The following is a 23,968-nucleotide window of genomic DNA, read 5'->3' as shown; positions in this document are numbered from 1 at the left end:
CGGCTCACGCCTCCAGGATCAACGTGACGGGTCCGTCGTTGACCAGCGACACGTGCATGTGCGCACCGAAGCGGCCGGTCTCGACGGTGGCCCCCAGGTTCCGCAAGGTGGCGACGACGTGCTCGACCAGCGGCTCGGCGATCTCTCTCGGCGCCGCCTCCGACCACGAGGGCCGGCGTCCTTTCCGCGTGTCGGCGTAGAGCGTGAACTGGCTGACGACGAGGAGAGGTGCGTCCACGTCGGAGCACGACCGCTCGTCGGCGAGGATGCGCAGCCCCCAGATCTTCGCGGCGAGCTTCTCCGCTTGCGCTGTGGTGTCGGAGTGGGTGACGCCGACGAGGACGACGAGGCCAGGCCGGTCGATCGCCCCGACCACCTCGCCGTCCACGGTCACGCTCGCCTGGGTGACCCGCTGTACCACCGCACGCACCAGGCCATTGTCCCGACCGGCGAGGGTGGGATGGGAGCGGGGCGGGCGGTCGCCGAGGAAACCGTGGACGCCGCAGCCGCCATCCCGCCGCGATGTCCTCCGTGACCGCGCTCGACCTGCGAGGATGGCGTCATGGCGACCCTGATCACGGTGGCGCCCACCGGCGCGGAGACCAGCAAGGAGGCCGTTCCCCAGCTCCCGACCACCCTCGAGGAGCTGGTGGAGACCGCACGGCGGTGCGAGGCGGCGGGCGCGGCGATGATCCACGTCCACATCCGGGACGACGAGCACCGGCCGACGCTCGACCTCGCCAGGCTCCGCGACACGGTCGCCGCGCTGCGCCAGGAGACCACCCTCGTCATCCAGCTCTCGACCGGTGGTGCGGTCACCGACTCCTACGCGGACCGGTTGCGCGTCCTGGACGCCGAACCCGACTCGGCCTCGATCACCCTCGGCACGGTCAACTTCGGCGACGAGATCTTCTCCAACCCGTGGCCGTTCGTCGTGGAGCTGTACAAGGAGATGCTGGCCCGCCGCATCGTGCCCGAGTTCGAGCTGTTCGACCTGGGCCACGTCGCGGCGTTGCGGAGACTCCTCGACACCTACGGCTTGCCGCCGGGCGACCGCGTGCACTGCGACTTGGTGATGGGTGTCCCGGGGGGCATGCCTGGCGACACCGCCACGCTCGTGGCCGCGGTCCAGGCGCTGCCGGACGCGGTGACCTCCTGGTCCGCGACCGGGATCGGGCGGACCACCTTGCCGGTGGCACTCGCCGCGCTCAGCTGCGGCGGTCACCTGCGCGTGGGCATGGAGGACACGCTGACCTTCGCCAAGGGACGGCCCGTCCAGCACAACGTCGAGCTCGTGGAGCGGGCGGCGCAGCTGGCCACACTCGCGCAGCGCCCTCCGATGAGCACCGACGAGGCGCGCGAGCTGCTGCACGTGGCCCAGCGCTAGGCCCAGTGGCGCGCAGCGTCGGCCGCCTGTGGCGGCCGGGAGGAGGCCGGTAGGTTCGCTCCCATGGCTGGCGCTCCTCCCGTGGTCGCCGAAGTGGTGCGGTCGGGGTTCGTGGAGGCGCGGCACCGCGGTTCGGTGCTCGCTCTCAACGCCGACGGGTCGGTTGCCTTCGCGCTCGGCGACGTCACGACGCCGATCTTCCCTCGGTCGGCGAACAAGCCGATGCAAGCGGTGGGCATGCTGCGGGCGGGTCTCGACGTCGACGGTGAGCTGCTCGCCCTGGTCTCGGCGAGCCACTCCGGCGAAAGGTTCCACGTCGACGGCGTACGGCGCATCCTCGCCGCCGTCGGCCTCGACGAGTCCGCGCTGCGGTGCCCGCCCAGCTTGCCCTTGGACGAGGCGGCCGCCCACGAGGTGATCAAGGCAGGCGGTTCACCCAGTCGGGTGGCCATGAACTGTTCGGGAAAGCACGCCGGCATGCTGGCCGCCTGTGTTCGAGCGGGCTGGCCGACCGACACCTACTGCGATCCGACGCATCCGCTCCAGGTGCTGATCCGCCAGACGGTCGAGGAGCTGGCGGGGGAGAAGGTGTCGCACACCGGTGTCGACGGCTGTGGGGCTCCGCTGTTCGCGCTCAGCCTCACCGGTCTGGCGCGGGCGTTCCGCGCGCTGGCGCTCGCCCCCGCGGGATCTCCGGAGGCGAGGGTGGTGGCGGCGATCCGCGCTCACCCGACCTGGACGAGTGGGACGAGGCGGGACGAGGCGGCGCTCATCCGTTCGGTGCCCGGTCTGTTCGGCAAGAGTGGAGCCGAAGCCACCTACGCTGTGGCCCTCGCTGACGGTCGCGCCGTCGCGGTGAAGATCGAGGATGGCGGCCAGCGGGTCCGTCCGGTGGTGATGGCGGCGGCGTTGCGTCGGCTGGGTGTGTCGAGTCCGGCCATCGACGAGCAGGTGACGACCCCGGTGCGAGGCGGCGGCCGGGTCGTGGGGACGATCCGGGCGACCATCCTCGACGACCTCCCCGCCGCCGGCGACGGCGTCGCGACGCGGGACTGACGTCGCGATGAAGACGACCTCGCGTGTGAGTTCCGCCACATCGGGCGAGCTCTCGTCATCGCCCCGGCTAAGCCACATCGCTTGTGGGTAAAGGGCTGTGAGCGCGAGGTCGCTTCTTGGTTCTCCTCAGGTGAGTGACTCACCGACATCCCATCGTGCGACATTCTTGCAACGAGCTTGCATCCGCTAACTTTTGCAAGCACACTGGCCGATGTGAAGGTCCGGTCGATCAGCAGCCTCGGCGAGTACCTGCGGGAGCAGCGTCGCAACGCAGAACTGTCCCTGCGACAGCTCGCCGAGCTCGCCGGGGTCTCGAATCCGTACCTCAGCCAGATCGAACGTGGACTTCGCAAGCCCTCGGCGGAGGTCCTGCAACAGCTCGCCAAGGCGTTACGGGTCTCCGCGGAGGCTCTGTACGTCAGGGCCGGTCTCCTGGACCCGGCCGAGGCGGAAAGACGCGAGGACGCCTCGGTCGAGACCGCCATCCGACGCGATCCCTATCTCTCGCCACGCCAAAAACGCGTCCTGCTCGACATCTATTCATCGTTTCGCCGCGAGGCCGGTGAGGAAGAGACCAGTGAGGCGAATCGCGAGAGCACGACCCGGAGACGGGCGGTAGCACACGCCCGACAGGAGGACTAAGCCATGCCCCGTAATTCCCGAAAGTCTTTCACCGAGCCCAATCCGCTCTACGTTCTCGCCGGTGCTGGTGATCTCGCCGTCGAGAAGCTGCGTGAGCTGTCCAGGATGGCGTCGGACACGATCGGGTCGCTGGAGTCGGCCGATCCCGTCGCCGTCTCCGACCGGGTCCAGCAGACCATCGAGGCGCGTGCTGACGCGATCGCCCGGACGATCCGCACGGCCTCTCTCGACCTTCGGACGCAGGCGAGGGACATGGCTGAGAAGGCCCAGTCCGCCTTCTACACGATCTGGATCCAGGCCGGCGACACCTACGACACCCTTGCCCGGCGCGGCAAGAACGTCGTCATTCGGCTGCGCCAGGACGGCGCGGCGGCCAACGGTCGGCGGCCGGCGAGCACGCGGGGGCGGAAGACCGCGACGTCGCGGAGCCGCAAGTCGACGACCACGCGCGGCAAGACCACCACGGCGCGCGGCAGGACCAACGCCAGCACGACCCGGAAGCGCGCCGCGAGTGGGCGTAGCCGCTCCTCGTCGAGCGCGAGCCGGAAGTCCAGCGGCAGTATGGCGACCACCGGCGTCAACAACACGACGGTGACCAGCCTCATGGACGCCGGCACCGGCGTGAGCTGAGTCCGGGTCGGAGTGCCCCTCCTTAGCCCATCGGTCGGCTCATACCGGACGTCCGGGTCGTGCTGATCGGCACCGGAGGTCAGCCTGACGCGGGTTCGTCGCCGTCACGTGGAAGGGCGCTCCGGGGAAGGGCACTCCGGCCGGCCCTGTCCGCGATCGCGGGGCCTGGGTACGCGCAGCGGCTACCCTCGGGGTGTGCCCGAGCTCATGCTGCTGCCCCATCTCATCAACCAGGTCCTGTGGCTGCTGCTCCTGGTGCTGAAGGCGTTCGCGTTCGGTGACGCCGCGCTCCGGCCGAAGGAGGCTTTCCCCGCGGCGGACAAGCAGACCAAGGTCCTGTGGCTGCTCCTGACCGGTTTGGCGCTCCTCGTGCACCTGCTCAACCCGTCCGTGCTGGGCCTGCTCAACCTCGCCGGCACGATCGCCGCCGCCGTGTACCTCGCTGGCGTGCGTCCGGCGGTGCGGGAGATCGGCCGTCCAGGGAAGGGCGATGGCCCCTACGGTCCGTGGTGACGGTAGGCGGGACGAGGGCGTGACGCGGGGCAGCGCGACGTTGGCGTGACACCGCCGCACCGTCGTACCACCCTGTCCGGGCTGGAGGTGTGGGTCACCGGCTCCGGCGCGCCGGTGACCGTGTTCGCGCACGGGCTCGTGGGTTCGGTGGCCGAGACCCGGCCCTTCGGGGGCGGCGTGCGGGGCACCCGCGTGTTCTTCCACTTCCGGGGATACGGCGATTCGCCACCACCGCCACCGCACTGGTCCTACGACGACCTCGCCGTCGATCTCGCTGAGGTGGCCGACGCCACCGGCGCGAGCCGGGCGGTGGGTGTCTCCTTGGGCGCGGGCGCGATCCTCCGTGTCGTCGCGGAGCTTCCGACGCGTTTCGAACGCCTCGTCCTCGTCCTGCCCGCCGCACTCGACCGGCCTCAGCCGGCGCTGGTACGTCGGCGGCTCGTCGCGGCCGCCGACGCGGCGGAGGCGGGCGACCTCGCCGGCCTGACGGACGCAGTCCTCGCGATGCAGCCGTCGACCGTGCGCACGCGGCCCGAGGTCGTCGCGTGGGCCGAGCGTCGCGCGCGGCAGCTCCTGGGCGCGTCCATGGCCCGGGCGTTGTCGGTGGCCCAGGCGTTCCGGGCGTTCGCCGGCCAAAGCCCACTCGCCGACCGTCGGGTTCTCGCGGCCTGTTCCGCACCCACTCTTGTCCTCGCGCACGAGAGCGACGACGCGCATCCAGTCGGCGTGGCGGAGGAGGTGGCGGCCGCCCTGCCTGAGGGCGAGCTCGACGTGTACGCGGGTGGCGGCCTCCTCTGGGACCATCGCGCGGCCGTCCGGGAGCGCATCGGCGCCTTCCTCAACAGCCCCGACCCGTGAGCGCCCGGGGCGCCCACCTTCGTGCCGAGCGGTGAGGCGACCGCCGCGCTGTGCCTCCCTCCGGTGGCCATCTGTCCCTAGCTGGCCCGCTGGCTGTCCCGCTAGCTGGCCAGATCCGGCAGCGTTCCGGGATGTGGGATGTCCGGGAATCGATGATCCCGGGCGGCTGTTGTAGGGCCCGGTGCCTCCGTTCGGGGCACGGGACGTCCAGCTCACTGGGAGGTGCGCCGGTTGCGCCAGAGATCCCCGCGTCGTGGTGGCCGTTTCGTCAGCCATTCGTCCCGTTCGACTCGCTCCTCCACGGCGGTCTCGGCCTCGCCCTTGCGGCTCCCGGGGGCGCGTCGCTACCCGCGTCGCGTGGCGATGCTCAGCGTGCACACCTCGCCGCTCGACCAGCCGGGCGCGGGGGACGCGGGCGGCATGAACGTCTACATCGTCGAGCTGGCGCGTCGGCTGGCCGCGCGGGGCATCGAGGTGGAGATCTTCACCCGCGCGACGTCCAGCGATCTCCCGCCCGTCGTGGAGGCCTTTCCCGGCGTACGGGTTCGGCACGTGATCGCGGGACCGTTCGAAGGGCTGGCCAAGGAGGATCTGCCCGCCCAGCTCTGTGCGTTCGCTCGGGGTGTGCTGCGCGTCGAGGCGGGTCACGAGCGCGGCTGGTACGACCTCGTGCACTCCCACTACTGGCTGTCCGGTCAGGTCGGCGCGCTCGCCAAGGAACGCTGGGGTGTCCCGCTCGTGCACTCCATGCACACCCTGGCCAAGGTCAAGAACGCCCTGCTGGCCGATGGTGACGCGCCGGAGCCTCGGGCACGGATCATCGGCGAGGAGCAGGTGGTGGAGGCGGCCGACTGGCTGGTCGCCAACGCCGACGACGAGGCCCGCGCTCTCGTCGACCTGTATGGCGCTGATCCTCGGACGGTCGTGACCGTCAACCCGGGCGTCGACCTGGACGTCTTTCGTCCCGGCGACCAGGCGCGGGCACGTCGGGCGGTCGGTCTCCCTCAGGACGCGGTCGTGCTGGCGTTCGTCGGTCGGCTCCAGCCGCTCAAGGCGCCGGACGTGCTGGTTCGCGCGGCCGCGTGGCTGCTCCGCCACCAGCCCGCGCTCCGGACCCGACTCGTGGTCGCGATCGTGGGCGGCCCCAGCGGCTCCGGCACGGTGGAGCCGGACGGGATCGCCCGCTTGGCTGGTGAGCTCGGCGTGGCGGACGTCGTGCGGTTCGTCCCGCCGCAGGCCCAGCGCGAGCTGGCGCTGTGGTACCAGGCGGCGGACCTCGTGGCGGTGCCGTCCCACAACGAGTCCTTCGGCCTCGTCGCGCTCGAAGCCCAGGCGTGTGGCACGCCCGTCGTGGCGGCCGCGACCGGTGGGCTGCTCACGGCCGTCCGGGACGGGGAATCCGGTGTCCTCGTCCACGGGCACGACCCACGCACGTGGGCGCGCACCCTCGACGAGCTGCTCGCGGACCCGGAGCGCCGAGCGCGACTCGGTGCGGGCGGTGTCGCCCACGCGCGGAAGTTCGGCTGGTCGGTGACGGCGGCCCGCACCCTCGACGTCTACGCCACGGCGTTGGCGTCGACGGATCGGTCGGTCGCCGCGAGCCAGTGACCGAACCCGCGCTTCGGTCCCGCCGGGCGCCGGTGCTGGCTACGGTGACCGCGTGAGTCTCGATCCGGCCGAGGTGATCCGGGGCGTCCTCGCCGACCTCGACGTCGCGTGGGAGGAGCCGTCGCCGGGGACGTTCGTGGTGACTCTTCCCGGGGAGCGCAAGCTGCGCACCACCTGCACGCTTCGGGTCGGCGCCCAGGCGGTCGGCGTGCACGCGTTCGTCGTGCGACGTCCGGACGAGAACCACGAGGCGGTCTACCGGTTCCTGCTGGAGCGGAACGGGCGGCTGCGGGGTGTCGCCTTCGCCGTCGATCACCTCGGTGACATCCACCTGGTCGGCCAGCTCCCGCGTCCAGCGGTGACGCCGGAGGAGATCGACCATGTGCTCGGGGCGGTGCTCGAGGCCGCGGACTCGTCGTTCAACCGCATCCTCGAGCTCGGGTTCACGTCCGCGATCCGGCGCGAGTGGGCCTGGCGTACGGCGCGCGGCGAGTCGACCGCCAACCTGGAGGCGTTCCGCCGTCTCCGGCCCGCCGGGATCGAGGGCGACCCGACCGCTGGCGATGGTCCGTCGCCCGGCCGGCGGTGACCTCCACCCCGCTCCCTGCGACATGTCCGCTGTGCCCCGTTCGGTGTGCCGCGCGGCAGGCCGCGGGTCGCGCCGGGGACGCTCGATAGAGTCGACACCATGAGTGCTGCGACTGTCCCGCCCTACCGCCTCGTCCTGCTTCGTCACGGCGAGAGCGAGTGGAACGCCAAGAACCTGTTCACCGGCTGGGTCGACGTCGGCCTGTCCGGGAAGGGCGAGGCAGAGGCACGTCGGGGTGGCGAGCTGCTCGCCCAGCGGGGAATCCTCCCCGACGTCGTCCACACCTCCCTCCTGCGCCGGGCGATCCGCACCGCCGAGATCGCGCTCGACGCCTGTGACCGGGCCTGGATTCCCGTCCATCGCAGCTGGCGGCTCAATGAACGCCACTACGGTGCGCTCCAGGGCAAGGACAAGAAGCAGACGCGGGAGGAGTTCGGCGACGAGCAGTTCATGATCTGGCGCCGCTCCTACGACACGCCGCCGCCTCCGCTGCCGGACGACTCCGAGTTCTCCCAGGCGGGTGATCCGCGCTACGCCGACCTGCCACCGGAGCTCCTCCCACGCACCGAGTGCCTGGCTGACGTGGTGCGCCGGGCCCTGCCGTACTGGTACGACGCGATCATTCCCGACCTGCGTCGTGGCCTGACGGTCCTCGTGGCGGCGCACGGTAACTCGCTGCGCGGTCTGGTCAAGCACCTGGACCAGATCAGCGACGAGGACGTGGTCGGTTTGAACATCCCGACCGGGATTCCGCTGCTCTACGAACTGGACGAGAACATGCGGCCGATCAAGCCGGGCGGAGAGTACCTCGACCCCGAGGCCGCGGCCGCGGCCATCGAGGCGGTCAAGAGCCAAGGACGCTGAGGATCGAGCTTGTCGACGGCTCCGCTGGGTGCTCCGGCGGAGCCGTCAGCATGTCCTGCGGCTGTGACCGGGAGCCTGGATCGCCGGGTCGATCGTGGCCGGAAACGCTTGAAAAAGTTGGGAGATCGAGGCAACCGGCCTGGGGCGTGAAGCGTTGGAGTCAACGAGGCCGGCCGGGTCCGTCCAGGATGTGGGAAGCGGTCGCGATCACATCAGGGCGTGGTTAGCCTCGTTGTCGTAGGGACGACGTAGTCCAGGTCCTCATCCAGATCACAGCAGTAGTCGAGGTGCGTGCGCGCCATGTCAGCGTCACATCGGACGCTCCGTTCGGATCACATCTCTCGCCCCGCCGTCCGGCACTACCCGAGCATCCCCAGGTACGTCTTCCCATCCCGTCTGTGACAGGTACTCCCCGGCACGAGCACCTGTAGGGGCTTGTGCGGGCGCTTCACACCGGATCGTGGAGCGGGGCTCGGCGCTCACACCGTTCCCACGCTCGGCTCACCCCCACCAGCGGATCACCCCCAGACCAGTGGCAAGGCGTCCTTGACGCCAGCACTGGTCTTGGTCGTGCCCGGAGCGGGCCGGTCGCCGTTGGTTGAGCGAGGTGTGCCCGCTCACCGCTGCACTATTCGGGTAGGTGTCCGCCTGGCTTCGGCTTCGGACCTTCGCTGACGGCGGGGGTGCCCGTGCCGGTTTCGACCCGACGCAGTCCAAGCCGCCGCCGTCGGCGGGAAAGATCGACCGATGTTCTCGTCAGGGTCCCGGGCCGTACCCGCGGTTCCCTCTCCTCGTCCATCCGTTCCGTCAGACTCAGAAGGCGACCTCTCGACGTCAGCGGCTCGAAGGAGTTCCGCTGTCAAGGGTTGGTTGCGTTGGTTGACGCCGTACCTGGGGCGGCACCGTCGGCTGTTGATCGTCTCGTTGGTCGCCTCGACGGTGTGGACCGCGGCGCTGGTGACCGCGCCGCTGCTGCAGAAGGTGGTCGTCGACGACGCGATCATCGAGGGCAGCCGACCCCTCCTGCCCTGGATCGCCGCGCTCGTCGGCGTCGTCCTGCTCCGAGCTGTGACCAGCGGCTTGTGGCGCGAGACCGGCGGACGCTTGAGCATCCAGGTGCAGAACGACATTCGGGACGACCTCTACGCCCACTTGCAGAGCCTCGACCAGGCCGCGCACGAGCGCATGCAAAGCGGCCAGGTCGTGGCACGGGTCAACTCCGACCTGGTGCTGATCCAGCAGGCGATCGGCCTGCTCCCACCGGTCCTCGGCACGGTGCTGCAGGTCGTCCTCGCGCTCCTCATCATGGCCTCGCTGGCGCCGGTGCTCGCCCTGGCACTGTGTGTCGTCCTGGTCGTTCTCGTCGCGGTCGCTCGCCGACTCCACATGCGCGTGTACGCCGCGTCGTGGGACGCGCAGCAGCGGGAGGCCGACATGACGACGGTCGCCGAGGAGGCGATCACCGGCGTCCGGGTGGTCAAGGGCTTCGGTCAGGAGCGAGCCGAGCTCAACCGCTTCATCGAGTCGTTGACGCTCATGTTCCGGTCCCGAGTCCGGGCGGTCCGGCAGCGGGCACCCCTGCTGGCCACGCTGCAGGCGTCGCCGTTGGCCGGGCAGGTCCTCGTGCTCCTGCTCGGTGGCTGGTTGGCGCTCCACGGCCACATGACACTGGGCACCTTCTTCGCCTTCCTCGCCTACCTCGCCGACCTCAACGGCTCGGCCCGCATGCTGGCCATGGTGCTGACGCTTCTGCCGCGCGCGCGGTCCGGTACCGAGCGTGTCGCGGAGGTGTTCGCGGTCGAGCCGGACGTGCGCGATCCGGCGGGTCGGCGCGCGGAGGAGTCGGCCGCCCGCAGCGTGGCGGCCGGCCGCGTGGACGGCGCGAGTCGCCTGGCGAGCCGTGGCGTCGACGAGATCGGTCAGCGTGGCGCGTTCGTCCGCTTCGACGACGTCTCGTTCCGCTACCCCGACGGTCCGGAGGCGCTGTCGAACCTGTGCCTGGACGTCCTGCCGGGGGAGACGGTGGCGATCGTCGGGCCCACGGGATCGGGGAAGTCGACGGCCCTGCAGCTGCTGCCGCGCCTGCGGGACGCCACCTCGGGCCGGGTGCTCGTGGACGGGGTCGACGTGCGCGACCTGCCGCTCGCCGAGCTGCGGAAGCGCATCAGCGTCGTCTTCGACGAGGCGATGCTGATGTCGGGCTCGATCCGCGACAACATCGCCTACGGTCGGTCGGACGCGACCGACGCGGAGGTCGAGCGCGTCGCGCGGATCGCGGCCATCCACGACTTCATCGCGAGCCTGCCCGAGGGCTACGACACCCAGGTGGGGCAGGAGGGCCTGAGCCTCTCCGGCGGTCAGCGCCAGCGGATCGCGCTCGCCCGCGCTCTCCTCGCGGACGCGGACGTCCTCGTCCTCGACGACGCGACGTCGGCGGTCGACGTCCACGTGGAGCGGCAGATCCTCGAGGCCATGCGCGAGGTCGTCGCCGGCCGCACCGTGCTGGTCGTCGCCTACCGCGAGTCGACGGTGCGGCTGGCTGACCGCGTGGTGCTCTTCGACGGGGGCAAGGTCGTCGACGAGGGCACCCACGAGGAGCTGCTCGCGCGGTCCGAGCTCTACCGACAGCTCATGTCGGAGCTGCCCGAGGACGATGCGGAGGCGGTGACGCTCACGCCCGGCCAGGTCACACCGGAGGCCTGGCAGCCGGCCACGACGAGCCAGAACCCCGTGCGGGCACGCGTAGGCGACCCGGTGTCGCCGGAGCTCCTGGCGGCCCTGTCCCAGCTCCCACCGGCGGTCGACGCCACCGACGTCGACGTCGAACACGAGTCGACCAGGACCGATCGGTTCCGGCTACGTCAGCTGGTCCAGCCGCGGCTCTGGCCGATCCTCGCCGGCCTGGCGTTGCTGTTGCTGGACGCGGTCGTCAACCTCGCCAGCCCGCTCATCGTGCGCACCGGTCTGGATCAGGCGCTCGGCAACCGATCGTTGACGATGCTGCTCGTCACCTGCGCCGTGTTCGCCGCCGTGGCCGCGTTCTCCTGGTGCGACGTGTGGGCGACCACGTTCGTCACCAACCGCACCACCGAGCGCATCCTGTACGCCTTGCGGGTCAGGCTCTTCGCCCACCTGCAGCGGCTGGGGATGGACTACTACGACCGCACTCACGCGGGCCGGATCATGACCCGCCTGACGTCCGACGTCAACGCGGTCGCCGAGCTCATCCAGGCGGGCCTGACCAACGCCTTGGTCGCGGTCGTGACGTTCACGGGGATGACGGGAGTCCTGCTCGTCCTCAACCCCACGCTGGCGCTGGTGGTGCTGGCGGTGATCCCACCGGCCACCGTCGCGACGGTCTGGTACCGCCGGGTCGTGGGGCCGGCCTACGAGACCGCGCGGGAGCTCAACTCCGCGCTGAACACCTACCTGCACGAGACGCTGGCGGTGCTGCCGGTCACCCAGGCGTTCCGGCGGGAGGCGGCGAACCTCGCGCACTTCCGGGGAATGGCCCAGCGCCAACTCCGCGCCAGGACGACGAGCAACCGGGCCACGGCGCTCTACGTCGCCTTCATCGAGCTGCTCGCCGGCCTCACCGTGGCGGGCACCCTCCTCGTGGGGTGGCGGCTGGTCGCGGCCGGGCGGATGGAGGTCGCGGAGCTCGTGCCGTTCCTGCTCTACCTGGCGCTGGCGTTCGCGCCGATTCAGCAGCTGGCGACGGTCTTCGACATCTACCAGCGGGCTCGCACCGGAGTGTCGAGGATCCGCGCGTTGCTGGCCGAGGAGGTCAGCGTGCCGGCACCCGAGGATCCGGTGGAGGTGGGTCAGCTTCGTGGCGAGATCGAGCTGCGGGGCGTGACCTTGCAGTACCAGGGCACCCGCAAGCCCGCCCTGCGGAACGCCGACCTCCGGCTGGAGGCGGGCGAACGGGTGGCGTTCGTGGGTCAGACCGGGGCCGGGAAGTCGACGATCGCCAAGGTGATCACCCGGTTCTACGACGCCACGGAAGGACGGGTCGAGGTCGATGGCGTACCGGTCACCCGTTTCGACCCATCCGCCTACCGGCAGGCGATTGGCTACGTTCCGCAGGAACCGTTCATGTTCTCGCGGACGATCCGCGACAACATCGCCTACGGCGTGCCCGACGCGACGGACGAGATGGTGGAGGCGGCGGCGCGGGCCGTGGGTGCGCACGAGTTCATCTGCCAGCTCGACGGCGGCTACCTGCACGAGGTGCAGGAGCGTGGTCGGTCCCTGTCCGCGGGACAGCGGCAGCTGCTCTGCCTGGCGCGAGCGCTCGTGCTCGATCCCCGGGTGCTCGTGCTCGACGAGGCGACATCCCACCTCGACCTGAAGAGCGAGCGTCGCGTCGAACAGGCCATGCGCAGCGCCGCGAAGGGACGGACCACCCTCGTGATCGCGCATCGCCCGCAGACCCTGCGGTGGGTGGATCGGGTGGTCACCATTCACGACGGCGAGGTGGTGGCCGACCAGCCCGCCGAGGAGTTCTGTGCGCCCCAGCTGGCACGAACCTCATGAGGCCGTGACCACCCGTCCGCACCGGGAAGCGCCCGTGACGCGTCCGGGAGGTTCCGCCCAGAGGAGGACACCGTGAACAGCGGGTGAAATCTTGCGGACGGTCAGCGGGGGGCGGCGGCGGGCGTCGTGGTCGCGTGGGCCCGGTTGCCTACGATGGCCAGCGTGGACGCGACGCTCGCCGCGACTCTCGGCGGACTCGCCGGTCTCGTCCTCGGCGTCCTCGCCGTCGCCTTTGTCGACTTCAGCGAACGGAGCCGGGCCCGCGCCAGCGCCGAGCACCGGCCAGCAGTCCCGCCCGACGTCGCCAAGGTGCTCGCCGTCCTCCGATCGGCCTCGGTGGTCGTCGGGCCGCGCAACGACGTCCGATACGCCAGCGCTCAGGCGAGGGCGCTCGGTCTGGTCCGCGGATCCACGCTGGAGCGGGCGGAGCTGCGCGACCTCGTGGACCAGGTCCGCCGCGACGGCGAGATTCGGCAGTGGGACTTCGAGCTGCCGCGCGGCCGCTCGGGAGTCGACCTGGTGTCGTTGTCGGCACGGGTCGCCCCACTGGGGAGCGAGCTGGTGCTGATCCTGGTCGAGGACCGCACCAAGGAGCGACGCGTCGACGCGATCCGGCGTGACTTCGTGGCCAACGTCAGCCACGAGCTCAAGACACCGATCGGCGCGCTCAGCCTCCTCGCCGAGGCGGTGGAGCAGGCGGCGGACGATCCGGAAGCCGTCCAACGGTTCTCGGGTCGGATGCGGCTGGAGGCCGAGCGGCTCACCCGGCTGGTGCAGCAGATCATCGAACTGTCCCGGGTGCAAGGCGACGATCCGGTCGAGGAGGCCACGCCGGTACCCGTCGACGAGGTCGTGGTCGCGGCACTGGACCGGTGCGGAGTGGACGCGCAAGCCAAGGACATCGACCTGGTCCACACCGGCGAGCGTGGCCTCGTCGTCACCGGCAATCGCGAGCAGCTCGTCATCGCGCTGGGCAACATCGTCGAGAACGCCGTCACCTACAGCCCCGAGGGTTCGCGCGTCGTCGTCGACGTGCGCCGAGCCGCTGGCGACGACAGCGCGGGCCGCCATGGCGACGTCGTCGAGATCGCGGTCAGCGACCAGGGTGTCGGCATCCCTGAGCACGAGCTGGAGCGCGTCTTCGAACGCTTCTACCGCGTGGACCGTGCCCGGAGCCGACAGACCGGCGGGACCGGGCTCGGTCTGTCGATCGTCAAGCACGTGGCGGCCAGTCATCGCGGCTCGGTCACGGTGCGCAGCGTGGAGGGAGAGGGTTCGACCTTCACCCTCCGGCTGCCGCTGCGGGCCGAGCCGTCGGCGGCGGAGACGTCGCCGAACACGCCGTCACCTGTCGGGCTGGACCACTCATCCGTTGTCTCGTCGAGAAAGGCCGCTCCGTGACCCGTGTTCTTGTCGTCGAGGACGAGGAGAGCTACAGCGACGCGCTGTCATACATGCTCCGCAAGGAAGGCTTCGAGGTCGCGCTCGCCGCGGACGGCAACAGCGCGCTGGAGGAGTTCGACCGTGGCGGCGCCGACATCGTGCTGTTGGACCTGATGCTGCCCGGGCTCCCCGGTACCGAGGTGTGTCGGGAGTTGCGTCGCCGGTCCAACGTCCCCGTGATCATGGTGACCGCCAAGGACTCTGAGATCGACAAGGTCGTCGGCCTCGAGCTCGGCGCAGACGACTACGTCACCAAGCCGTTCAGCCCCCGTGAACTGGTAGCCCGTATTCGCGCCGTCCTGCGGCGGGGCACCGAGGTGGCCGAGGGCACGCGGTCGGTGCTGGAGGGCGGACCGGTGCGGATGGACGTCGATCGGCACGTGGTCACGGTGAACGGCGCCGAGGTCCGCCTCCCGTTGAAGGAGTTCGAGCTGTTGGAGGCGCTCCTTCGGAACGTCGGCCGGGTCCTGACCCGGGCGCAGCTCATCGACCGGGTCTGGGGTGCCGACTACGTGGGGGACACCAAGACGCTCGACGTCCACGTCAAGCGACTGCGGGCGAAGATCGAGCCTGACCCCTCGAACCCGCGTCACCTGGTGACCGTGCGCGGCCTGGGTTACAAGTTCGAGGCCTGACCCCGGCAGCGCTCCGCGGCGGACGGGAGCGCGCGCCTGGGCCCCCACAACGGTGCGCGGCGGCCCGTCGGCCGCTCAGGCGCCGGTTCGGGGCATGCCCGTGGGCGGTGGCACGGTCGCGTACTCGCCCCGCCGCGGCACGACGAGCACGTTCAGGCGAACGCTGCCCGCGCGCTCGAAGTCGAAGACCACCGGAACCGTGGAGCCGAGCCGCACCGAGCGACTCTCGATCGCGACCGGCGTCGCCTCCCCCAGGGTGGTGTCCGCGCCCAGCACGGCCACGCCACCAGCCGGCAGCGGAACCGTCGACCTCGGCACGGTTCCCGCGCCGATGCGTGCACGACCTCCGGGGACGCGGATGGCGACGAGCGCGTCGTCGGCGTCACCCTCGTTGAGGATGGTGGCGACCAGCGTGGCGGCGCCGTCGGTCGATGCGACGGCCACCACCCCGCGCACGCGAAGGTCGTCGGTGTCAGCCCAGACCGCGTTCCCGGGCGTGTAGGGCTCTTGCAGCTGAGCCTCGAAGCTGCCAGCGCAGCTGGTCAGAGCGGGGAGCGCGACGGCGACCAGGCCGAGGGCGAGTCGGCGGCTGATCTTCGAAGACTGCACGGCGTTCCTTCCTCCCGGGCGTCCGGACCCCACACTGGGTACATCCGGGCGCAGCACAGCCTAATGGTCAGGGTCTCGGGTCCGCAGAGGCGGCCCGCCGAGGCGGCCCACCGAGGCGGCCTGAGGGCGGCCGAAACGAGACGGAGCGCTGGTTCCGGGACGAAAGGTGCGTACGTGGCGCATGGCTCAGGAGCAGCCGAAGCGACCCGGTTGCCGGCGGTGGCTGGTCTGTCGAGCTCACAGGCGACAATCGTCTCGGGACGGTGCCCGACCACGGCGTGGCGCCGCGTTCACCGGTCGCGCTGGGTGACCAGGACCGGTGGACGCCTCCGGTGGGCGGGGTGTCTCACCTGGGAAAACGGAAGATTCGCGAGTTGTCAAGCCCTCATCCCGCGGCTGACCTGCGGAAACGTCGAGGGAGTCCCGTACGCCCCGTGTTACCCTTGTCTTCGAGGAAGGGGTACCTGACATATGACTTTCAAGGTCGGCGAGACAGTGGTGTACCCCCATCATGGGGCGGCCGTCATCGACGATATCGAGGTCCGCAATGTCAAGGGCGAAGAGAAGACCTACCTGGTCCTTCGCATCGTCTCGCAAAGCGATCTCGTAGTACGAGTCCCGGCAGACAACGTCGACCTCGTCGGCGTGCGCGACGTCGTCGGTCAGGACGGGTTGGAGAAGGTCTTCGAGGTGCTGAGGGCTCCCCACACCGAGGAGCCGACCAACTGGTCACGGCGCTACAAGGCCAACCTGGAGAAGCTCGCCTCCGGTGACGTCATCAAGGTCGCTGAGGTGGTTCGTGACCTGTGGCGCCGGGAGCGCGACCGAGGGTTGTCCGCGGGCGAGAAGCGGATGCTCGCCAAGGCTCGCCAGATTCTGGTGTCTGAGCTCGCACTGGCGGAGAACACGAACGAGGACAAGGCGGAGAAGCTCCTCGACGAGGTGCTCGCGTCCTGACGAGCGTCGTCAGGCGTCGGGCCCCGGGGTGTCCGGGGCCCGCACCACCTCTCTAGTGTCTCTCTAGTGTCCTTTCTCGCTGTCGCGCGCCTGCGGCCGCGTCGCGCCCTCGTGTGATCTCACTTCTTCCTGCGTGACCCTTCCTGTGTGACGACGTCGATGAGAACCGCCGCGATCGTTCCCGCCGCGGGCCGTGGCGACCGGCTCGGGCCGGGCGTGCCGAAGGCGCTGCGCCCGCTGGGCGGCGCTCCGCTCCTCGTCCATGCGGTGCGTGCGCTCGCGCAAGCGCCGTCGGTGGAGCTGGTCGTCGTGGCGGCTCCGGTGGACGACGTCCACACCGTGGAGCGGCTGCTCGCGGACTTCGAGTGGGGTGCCGAGGTGGTGGTGGTTGCCGGCGGTGTCGACCGGCGACAGTCGGTGGCGCACGGACTGGCGGCGCTCCCAGCCGACGTCGAGATCGTCCTGGTTCACGACGCCGCTCGTCCGCTTGCCCCCTCGGAGCTGGCCGAGGCGGTGGCGGTGACGGTTCGCACCCGCGCTGACGCCTGCATCCCCGTCGTGCCGCTCGTCGACACGGTCAAGCAGGTCGTGGGCGACCAGGTGGTGCGCACCCTCGACCGGAGCCAGTTGCGTGCCGTCCAGACACCGCAGGGCTTCCGGAGGTCGGTGCTGGCGAAGGCTCACGCCTGGGCCGCGACCGCTGACCCCGCGGAGGTCGCGACGATCACCGACGACGCCTCTCTCGTCGAACGCATCGGGGGCTGTGTCGTGACGATCCCTGGCGCGCCGGAGGCGTTCAAGGTCACGCAGCCTTCTGACCTTCTCCTCGGCGAGGCGTTCCTCACCCGACGACGAGCCGATGGTGCCCGCGCCTAGGCCACCCTCGGCGCCGCGAGTGGGAGTCGGCGTCGACGTCCACCCGTTCGCCCCGGGCCGTCCCCTGTGGGTGGCGGGGTTGCTGTGGCCGGACGAGCCCGTCGGTCTCGCCGGGCACTCCGACGGTGACGTCGCCGCGCACGCCTGCTGCGACGCGATCCTGTCCGCGGCAGGGCTGGGTGACCTCGGGCAGCAGATCGGGACGTCGGACCCGGCGTGGGCCGGCGCCCACGGCGTCGCGCTGCTCGCCGAGATGGCAGCTCGGGTCCGTCGGGCGGGCTGGCGCATCGGCAATGTCGCCGTCCAGATCATCGGGGTTCGGCCTCGCATCGGCCCGCGCCGGGTGGAGGCTGAGCGTGCGTTGAGCGAGGCGTGCGGCGCGCCGGTGTCGGTGTCGGCCACCACGACCGACGGCCTGGGGTTCACCGGCCGCGGTGAGGGACTGGCTGCGTTCGCGACCGCGCTCGTCCTGCCCCGGGACGACTGAGCCGGACGACCCCGCGACGGACGCTCCGCTGTCGCGAACCGTGGTGTCACCACCCACGCTCGCCCGGGGGACCGGTGTGCACTCGACCGCGGGTGAGCTCCGGGTGCGTGAGAAATCACTCCCACGCGGCATCCTTTTCGCCCGCTCGGTGATCTCCTCTGGTGAACGGCCGATCTCGGCCACACAGAGGGAGGACGCTGGTGGGAGTACACCGACGAGTGCGGCGTGGCGTCGCGAGCGTCGTGATGGCGGTGGTCGCCGCCGTCACGATGAGCGGGGGTGCCGGCGCTCAACCGCCACACGGACCTCGAGTCGAGCACGACGTCAGCGCGGAGGCGGCGGCTCACGAGAAGCACCCGCGGAGGATCTCGACCGTCACGCTCATCACAGGTGACCGGGTGGAGGTCAGCCAGTGGCGTGACGGTCGCCGACACATCCGCGTCCATCCCGCCCCAGGTCGCTCCGGGGTTCGCTTCGTCGAGTGGGAGAACCGGGAGGGGAGCCTGTACGTCGTTCCCGTCGACGCGCTCCCCCTGCTCGCCGGCGAGCGTCTCGACCTCCGGCTGTTCAACGTGACCGGCCTGATCGAGTCCGGCTACGACGACAGCCGTCGTCGCGAGCTGCCACTCATCGTCGAGTACGCCAGCGGTGCGCGGACCTCCGTCCGGGCGGACCTCAGCCAGGCGGGTGCGCGGATCGCGCGCGAGCTGCGCAGCATCGACGCGGCCGTCGTCCATGCGGCCAAGGACGGCGTCGCGCGTCTGTGGACGCAGCTCACCGTTGACAGCGGTGCCCGAACGAGGCTCGAGCGCGGTGTCGAGAAGGTGTGGCTGGACGGACCGGTGCGCGCGGTCCTGGACGAGAGCGCGCCCCAGGTGGGAGTGCCGCAGGCATGGGAGGCGGGGTTGACCGGCGAGGGCGTGACCGTGGCCGTCCTCGACTCGGGTGTCGACGAAGACCATCCCGACCTCTCGGTCCGCAAGGCCGAGGACTTCACCGAGACTGGCGACCCGCGCGACTACTTCGGTCACGGCACGCACGTCGCCTCGATCGCTACGGGTGACGGGGCCGCGTCCGGCGACAGGTACAAGGGCGTGGCGCCGGATGCCGAGCTGCTCGTCGGCAAGGTGCTCGACGACGGCGGTTGGGGCATGGAGTCCTGGGTGCTGGCCGGGATGGAGTGGGCCACCAGCCAGGGTGCGAAGGTCGTCAACCTGAGTTTGGGTACGTGTGCCACCGACGGGAGTGATCCGCTGTCTCAGGCGGTCGACTCCCTGACCGAGAGCACCGGCGCGTTGTTCGTCGTGGCGGCCGGCAACCACCCCAACGACCCGTTCTGCTTCCACGACGATCGGGTCTCCGCGCCGGCGGCGGCCGACCGCGCGCTCGCCGTGGGGAGCGTCAGCAAGTCCGACGAGCTCAGCGACTTCTCCAACACCGGGCCCCGCGTGGGCGACAGTGCCGTCAAGCCCAACCTGACAGCACCCGGCGAGGGAATCGTCGCCGCCCGAGCGGCGGACAGCGCGCTCGGGGAGGTCGTGGACGAGCACTACGTCCGCCTGTCAGGCACGTCCATGGCGGCTCCGCACGTCGCGGGCGCGGCCGCGCTCCTCGCGCAGCGGCACCCGGACTGGACGGCCGACCAGTTGGCCGCGGCGCTCACGGCCAGCGCCGCCCCGCTGCCCGGGCTGAGCGTGTTCCAGCAAGGCGGGGGCCGGCTCGACATTGGACGGGCGATCGAGCAGGAGATCACGACCAGCCCAGCCGCTCTGAGCCTGGGCGTGGTGCCCTGGCCGCACACCGACGACGAGCCGATCACGAAGGAGCTCGCCTACCACAACGCCGGCGAGGCTCCCGTCACCCTCGACCTCGCCGTCGTTGGGGTGGGCCCCGACGGCGCTCCCTTGCCTGACGGGATGTTCACGCTCTCCACGCCGCGCGTGACGGTGCCGGCCGGAGGCTCCGCTCAGGTCAGCGTCACGGCGACGACCCAGAACGGGACACCGGACGGTCACTACAGCGCGTGGGTGACCGCGTCGAGGAACGGCGAGGTCGTCGCTCGCACGCCCGTCGGTCTCGACAAGGAGATCGAGTCGTACACCCTCACCCTCGACGTGGTGGACCGCTCCGGCAACCCGGGCGTGGGTTTGGTCCACCTCGTCGACCCGGAGGTGGGCAGCATCCGCCTGATCGAGGTCTTCGGTGAGCCTGTCCAGCTGCGGCTGCCTCGCGGTCAGTACGACCTGCTGACGACGGTTCACGAGGAGGGGCCGACGCCGGAGAGCGGAAGCATCACGCTGGTGGCCAGACCTGAGCTCTCGCTCACCCGTGACATGACAGTCAGCTTGGACGCCCGTGCGGGGCGCCCGATCAAGGCCATCGTCGACAGCGCCACGGCCGACCCCGGCCTGCGTCGTGCCGTCGTCGACAACGGGTCCCTGCGGATGGGGATCGGCACCGACATCGACACGTTCGACCTCTACGCCACGCCGACCGGCCGCGTCACGGCGTATCGGTACGCGTTCGAGTACCAGTCCGCTCTCGCCGAGCCGGAACCCGTCGCGGCGGAGCGGGACAGGACCACGCGGGGTGGGCGCGAGGAGCGGGTCAAGAAGACCTTGCCGCGCGGCTACAACCTGCTCCTGACCGAGAAGGGCCGGATCCCGGATCCGACCTTCCGGGTGCGCGACCGAGAGCTGGCCAGGTTCCACGCGTCGCTGCACAGCGAGGGCTCGTCCGACCTGCGACCGGCTTACCAGATGAGCTTCCCGAGACCGGTGTGGTCCGACGAGGCGTGGGGCCAGGGCTACGAGGTCACCCTGCCTGGCGAGCGGATCGATCTCTACTCGCCCGGCGAGGACGTGCGGTGGAGCGAGGAGCTCCGCATGGAGCAGGGCGCGATCTACGACACGGCCGAGTCGGTGTACCGCCGGGGACCGGTGCGGAACCGGAGCTGGAACGCGGCGCCGCTGGGTCCCGTCGCTCGACCGGGCTTCGCCTACGACTTGCTCTGGGTCTCGCTGTCGGCGTTCACGCCGTCCCGAGCGGGGCAGGCGTTCATCGCCGACGTCGACGCCGGCAAGGTTCACACGGTGCTGCGGAAGAACGGCGTCGTCGTCGGGGAGAGCGACGAGCCGGACGGCGGCGTGTACCCGCTGCCCGCGGAGAAGGCGACCTACGAGCTCACCACGCGGGCGACGCGTGACGTCGAGTGGTCGACGCTCGCCACCGAGGTTCGCGCACGGTGGAAGGTGACCGGCGGTCCAGGAGCGGACGGGCGGTTGCCCTTCGTCAACCTGTCGACGAGCGCGCCGGTCGACCTGCTCAACCGGGCGCCGGCCGGCGAGTCGTTCCCGCTGCAGCTCACCCTGCACAGCGCGGACGGGGGAGCTGTCACGGCGCGCGCGGTGCGGCTGTCGGTCTCCTTCGACGACGGGGCGACCTGGCGGCGCGTGCGGGTCACCAGACGAGGTGCCGGCTTCCACGCGGTTGTTCCCGCTTCGCCGCAAGAGGCGAGGTTCGTCTCGCTCCAGGCGAGTGTGCGCACCGACGACGGGCGGGAGCTGGACCAGACGGTGATCCGGGCGTACCGGCTGAGCCGGAGCTGACGTCGACCGACGTCGTACGACAGGGCTGGCCAGCGTCACGACGACGCTGGCCAGCGTTCATGTGCTGAGCGATCTTCGGTCGCGGTGGCGGGCCCGCATCCGGAGGCCGCTGTCTCCCCCGGGGGCAAGCGGTACCGATCGGACCGACGTCGCCACTCGGTACCCTGACAGAATGAGCTTGCGCCTGTACGACACGCGTGCGCGTGCACCCCGTGACTTCGAGCCGCTCCAGCCCGGCAAGGTCACGATGTACGTCTGTGGCGCGACCGTGCAGAGCCCGCCACACCTCGGACACGTGCGGGCCTCGGTGAGCTTCGACGTCCTGCGGCGCTGGCTCCTGCACCAGGGCTACCAGGTCACCTACGTCCGCAACGTCACCGACGTCGAGGACAAGGTGATCGCCAAGGCCGCGGCGGAGGGCGTGCCGTGGTGGGAGGTCGCGGCCCGCAACGAGCGGGCGTTCTCCCAGGCTTACGACCTGCTCGGCTGCCTCCCGGCGACGCTCGAGCCGCGCGCGACCGGCCACATCCCCGAGATCATCGACCTGATCGAGCGTCTGATCGACACCGGGCACGCGTACGCCAGCGAGGGTGACGTGCTCTTCGACGTCCGGTCCTACGCCGACTACGGCGCGCTGTCCGGCCAGCGGGTCGACGAGGTGCAACCCGCCGGTGACACCGAGAACGTCGAGGCCAAGCGCGACCCTCGCGACTTCGCCCTGTGGAAGCGCGCCAAGGCCGGCGAGCCGTCGTGGGACAGCCCGTGGGGTCCGGGACGACCCGGCTGGCACATCGAGTGCTCCGCGATGGCGGTGAAGTACCTTGGCGCCGCGTTCGACATCCACGGGGGCGGTGTCGACCTGGTCTTCCCCCACCACGAGAACGAGATCGCCCAGGCCGTGTGCGCCGGCTATCCGTTCGCGCGCTACTGGCTGCACAACGCCTGGGTCACCCTGGCCGGCGAGAAGATGAGCAAGTCGCTCGGCAACACCGCGCTGGTCACCGACGTGGCCAAGCGGTACCGGCCGGTGGAGATTCGCTACTACCTCGCCGCGCCCCACTACCGCTCGACGATCGAGTACTCCGAGTCGGCGCTGCGGGAGGCGGCCGCCGCGTACCAGCGTCTGGAGAGCTTCGTCCAGCACGCGGTCGAGCTCATCGGCGAGGAGGGGGCGGCGCCTTTCACGGAGCCGCCACCGGTGCCGGACGAGTTCGCCGCTGCGATGAACGACGACCTCGGGGTGCCGCAGGCGCTCGCTGTCGTCTACACCGCCGTTCGCGACGGCAACGCCGCGTTGGCGGCCGACGACAAGGACACCGTGCGCGCCCGGCTCCGTGACGTGCGGGCGATGCTGTCCGTCCTGGGGCTCGATCCACTCGACCCGCAGTGGCGGCGGTCCGGTCACGAGGAGGAGCGGCTGCGGTCGGCCCTCGCCGTGCTCGTGGAGTCGGCTTTGGCCGAGCGCGAGGAGGCCCGCGCACGGAAGGATTGGGCGGCGGCCGACGCCCTGCGGGACCGGTTGCGTGAGGCCGGCATCGAGGTCACCGACACGCCGCACGGACCACGGTGGCAGCTCGCGGACGAGCCTGTGAGGAGCGACCGTGCCCGGTAACAGCCGACGACGCGGGGCGGTTCGGAAACGCCAGAAGGGCAACCCGACCGCAGGCTCCGGCGGTCGGAACAAGCGAGGCTTGCGGGGCAAGGGGCCGACGCCGAAGGCCGAGGACCGTCCCTACCACAAGGCCTACCGTCGGGCGCAAGCCGAGCGAGCGGCGCGCGCCGCGCAGCAGGCCCGGTCCGGACGCTCCCGTAGTGAGCGCGCCGAGTGGATCGTGGGCCGCAACCCCGTGCTCGAGGCGTTGGAAGCAGACGTGCCTGTGACGACGGTCCACGTCGCGCAGCGCATCGAGCGCGACGACCGGGTTCGGGCGATCCTGCGCCTGGTGGCCGAGCGCGGGCTTCCTCTCCTGGAGGTGACACGCGCTGAGCTGGACCGCGTGACGGGCGGTGCCGTCCACCAGGGTGTGGCCGCCCAGGTACCGGCGTACTCCTACGCCGATCCGGATGACTGTGTGAAGGCCGCGCTCGACGAGGACCAGCCTCCGCTGCTCGTGGCCCTCGACGGGGTGACCGACCCGCGCAACTTGGGCGCGGTGGTGCGTTCGGCGGCGGCGTTCGGAGCGCACGGCGTCGTCATCCCCGAGCGTCGGTCGGCGGGCATGACCGCGGCGGCGTGGAAGGCGTCCGCTGGCGCGGCGCTGCGGGTGCCCGTGGCGCGGACGGTCAACCTCACCCGAGCGCTGCGGAATCTGCAGCAGGACGGGCTCATGGTCGTCGGTCTGGCCGCCGACGGTGACGTGGACCTGTCCGAGGTCGACCTCCTCGGCGACCCGGTCGTGCTGGTCGCCGGATCCGAGGGCAAGGGGCTGTCCCGGCTCGTGCGTGAGACCTGTGACCTGGTCGCCCGCATCCCGATGGCGTCCGGGACGGAGTCGCTCAACGCGGGTGTGGCCACCGGGATCGCGCTGTACGAGGCCGCACGGCGTCGGGCCGCCGCACGCGCGGACTGAGATTCGCGGGGATGCTGGTTGGCTGAGGATCTCGCCGTCGGCACCATCGCGCCGTCCAGGGCCTGGACGTTGTCACAGCAGGACGCTCACGTGCTCG

At 70.9% G+C, this 23,968-nt stretch carries 20 protein-coding genes; 18 read left to right on the top strand and 2 right to left on the bottom strand.

All coding sequences use genetic code 11. From position 1 onward, the window contains the following. Window positions 1–4 precede the first annotated feature (4 nt). Window positions 5–430, bottom strand: coding sequence for a D-aminoacyl-tRNA deacylase (gene dtd, locus DFJ64_RS07205; protein ID WP_115849751.1), 426 nt, complete (start codon window positions 428–430; stop codon window positions 5–7). A 132-nt stretch (window positions 431–562) separates the two neighbouring features. Between dtd and DFJ64_RS07200 the strand changes: the two genes are divergently transcribed. From DFJ64_RS07200 to DFJ64_RS07145, 12 genes are all read left to right on the top strand, one after another. Further along, window positions 563–1,387 (top strand): beta-keto acid cleavage family enzyme, encoded by an 825-nt coding sequence (locus tag DFJ64_RS07200; RefSeq protein WP_115849750.1) that lies wholly within the window; start codon window positions 563–565, stop codon window positions 1,385–1,387. Between the two features lie 63 nt (window positions 1,388–1,450). Next, window positions 1,451–2,443, top strand: coding sequence for an asparaginase (locus tag DFJ64_RS07195; RefSeq protein ID WP_115849749.1), 993 nt, complete (start codon window positions 1,451–1,453; stop codon window positions 2,441–2,443). 213 nt (window positions 2,444–2,656) lie between these two features. Further along, a complete protein-coding gene (locus DFJ64_RS07190) occupies window positions 2,657–3,085 on the top strand; it encodes a helix-turn-helix domain-containing protein (RefSeq protein WP_115849748.1) in 429 nt (142 codons plus the stop codon). A gap of 3 nt (window positions 3,086–3,088) precedes the next feature. Then, window positions 3,089–3,715, top strand: coding sequence for a hypothetical protein (locus tag DFJ64_RS07185; RefSeq protein WP_115849747.1), 627 nt, complete (start codon window positions 3,089–3,091; stop codon window positions 3,713–3,715). 195 nt (window positions 3,716–3,910) lie between these two features. Continuing rightward, entirely contained in the window at window positions 3,911–4,228 is a 318-nt protein-coding gene (locus DFJ64_RS07180) for a DUF2516 family protein (protein ID WP_211310521.1), read from the top strand. Window positions 4,229–4,273: 45 nt separating this feature from the next. After that, window positions 4,274–5,086: an alpha/beta fold hydrolase gene (locus DFJ64_RS07175; RefSeq protein WP_211310520.1), complete on the top strand. Its 813-nt coding sequence runs from the start codon at window positions 4,274–4,276 to the stop codon at window positions 5,084–5,086. Window positions 5,087–5,449: 363 nt separating this feature from the next. Further along, complete coding sequence (gene mshA, locus DFJ64_RS07170) at window positions 5,450–6,694, top strand: D-inositol-3-phosphate glycosyltransferase (protein ID WP_115851895.1); 1,245 nt, start codon at window positions 5,450–5,452, stop codon at window positions 6,692–6,694. A 52-nt stretch (window positions 6,695–6,746) separates the two neighbouring features. Next, complete coding sequence (locus DFJ64_RS07165; RefSeq protein WP_115849745.1) at window positions 6,747–7,283, top strand: type III secretion system chaperone family protein; 537 nt, start codon at window positions 6,747–6,749, stop codon at window positions 7,281–7,283. Between the two features lie 99 nt (window positions 7,284–7,382). Then, a complete protein-coding gene (locus DFJ64_RS07160; RefSeq protein ID WP_115849744.1) occupies window positions 7,383–8,147 on the top strand; it encodes a phosphoglyceromutase in 765 nt (254 codons plus the stop codon). A gap of 912 nt (window positions 8,148–9,059) precedes the next feature. Further along, complete coding sequence (locus DFJ64_RS07155; RefSeq protein WP_170152530.1) at window positions 9,060–12,686, top strand: ABC transporter ATP-binding protein; 3,627 nt, start codon at window positions 9,060–9,062, stop codon at window positions 12,684–12,686. A 162-nt stretch (window positions 12,687–12,848) separates the two neighbouring features. Continuing rightward, window positions 12,849–14,087, top strand: a complete 1,239-nt coding sequence (locus tag DFJ64_RS07150; RefSeq protein ID WP_211310519.1) for a sensor histidine kinase — start codon at window positions 12,849–12,851, stop codon at window positions 14,085–14,087. After that, on the top strand, window positions 14,084–14,764 hold the full coding sequence (locus tag DFJ64_RS07145; RefSeq protein ID WP_115849741.1) for a response regulator transcription factor: 681 nt from the start codon (window positions 14,084–14,086) through the stop codon (window positions 14,762–14,764). Before DFJ64_RS07150 ends, DFJ64_RS07145 begins: the two co-directional genes overlap by 4 nt. Before the next feature lie 75 nt (window positions 14,765–14,839). On the opposite strand, the gene DFJ64_RS07140 is transcribed toward DFJ64_RS07145, so the two are convergent. After that, window positions 14,840–15,373, bottom strand: coding sequence for a copper chaperone PCu(A)C domain-containing protein (locus tag DFJ64_RS07140; RefSeq protein WP_115849740.1), 534 nt, complete (start codon window positions 15,371–15,373; stop codon window positions 14,840–14,842). Between the two features lie 471 nt (window positions 15,374–15,844). On the opposite strand from DFJ64_RS07140, the gene DFJ64_RS07135 reads away from it, so the two are divergent. From DFJ64_RS07135 to rlmB, 6 genes are all read left to right on the top strand, one after another. Beyond that, window positions 15,845–16,330 (top strand): CarD family transcriptional regulator, encoded by a 486-nt coding sequence (locus tag DFJ64_RS07135; protein ID WP_115849739.1) that lies wholly within the window; start codon window positions 15,845–15,847, stop codon window positions 16,328–16,330. Window positions 16,331–16,477: 147 nt separating this feature from the next. Then, window positions 16,478–17,206, top strand: coding sequence for a 2-C-methyl-D-erythritol 4-phosphate cytidylyltransferase (gene ispD / locus DFJ64_RS07130; protein WP_245940996.1), 729 nt, complete (start codon window positions 16,478–16,480; stop codon window positions 17,204–17,206). Next, complete coding sequence (ispF, locus tag DFJ64_RS07125; protein WP_425452175.1) at window positions 17,193–17,693, top strand: 2-C-methyl-D-erythritol 2,4-cyclodiphosphate synthase; 501 nt, start codon at window positions 17,193–17,195, stop codon at window positions 17,691–17,693. The genes ispD and ispF overlap by 14 nt, the downstream gene beginning before the upstream one ends. Window positions 17,694–17,893: 200 nt before the next feature. Then, window positions 17,894–21,301 (top strand): S8 family serine peptidase, encoded by a 3,408-nt coding sequence (locus DFJ64_RS07120; RefSeq protein WP_147304626.1) that lies wholly within the window; start codon window positions 17,894–17,896, stop codon window positions 21,299–21,301. Window positions 21,302–21,473: 172 nt separating this feature from the next. Then, a complete protein-coding gene (gene cysS, locus DFJ64_RS07115; protein WP_115849735.1) occupies window positions 21,474–22,913 on the top strand; it encodes a cysteine--tRNA ligase in 1,440 nt (479 codons plus the stop codon). Further along, on the top strand, window positions 22,903–23,871 hold the full coding sequence (gene rlmB, locus DFJ64_RS07110; RefSeq protein ID WP_115849734.1) for a 23S rRNA (guanosine(2251)-2'-O)-methyltransferase RlmB: 969 nt from the start codon (window positions 22,903–22,905) through the stop codon (window positions 23,869–23,871). The genes cysS and rlmB overlap by 11 nt, the downstream gene beginning before the upstream one ends. Window positions 23,872–23,968: the final 97 nt, after the last annotated feature.

Origin of the sequence: Thermasporomyces composti (genome assembly GCF_003386795.1) — a bacterium.
Classification (GTDB): domain Bacteria; phylum Actinomycetota; class Actinomycetes; order Propionibacteriales; family Actinopolymorphaceae; genus Thermasporomyces; species Thermasporomyces composti.
This window is presented reverse-complemented; position numbering and strand designations above follow the sequence as displayed.

Bases quoted from the DNA above. Each gene is read 5' to 3' on its own strand.
- DFJ64_RS07135 (WP_115849739.1), top strand. From the start codon at position 15,845: ATGACTTTCAAGGTCGGCGAGACAGTGGTGTACCCCCATCATGGGGCG.
- DFJ64_RS07160 (WP_115849744.1), top strand. From the start codon at position 7,383: ATGAGTGCTGCGACTGTCCCGCCCTACCGCCTCGTCCTGCTTCGTCAC.
- DFJ64_RS07185 (WP_115849747.1), top strand. From the start codon at position 3,089: ATGCCCCGTAATTCCCGAAAGTCTTTCACCGAGCCCAATCCGCTCTAC.
- mshA (WP_115851895.1), top strand. From the start codon at position 5,450: ATGCTCAGCGTGCACACCTCGCCGCTCGACCAGCCGGGCGCGGGGGAC.
- cysS (WP_115849735.1), top strand. From the start codon at position 21,474: ATGAGCTTGCGCCTGTACGACACGCGTGCGCGTGCACCCCGTGACTTC.
- DFJ64_RS07195 (WP_115849749.1), top strand. From the start codon at position 1,451: ATGGCTGGCGCTCCTCCCGTGGTCGCCGAAGTGGTGCGGTCGGGGTTC.
- DFJ64_RS07200 (WP_115849750.1), top strand. From the start codon at position 563: ATGGCGACCCTGATCACGGTGGCGCCCACCGGCGCGGAGACCAGCAAG.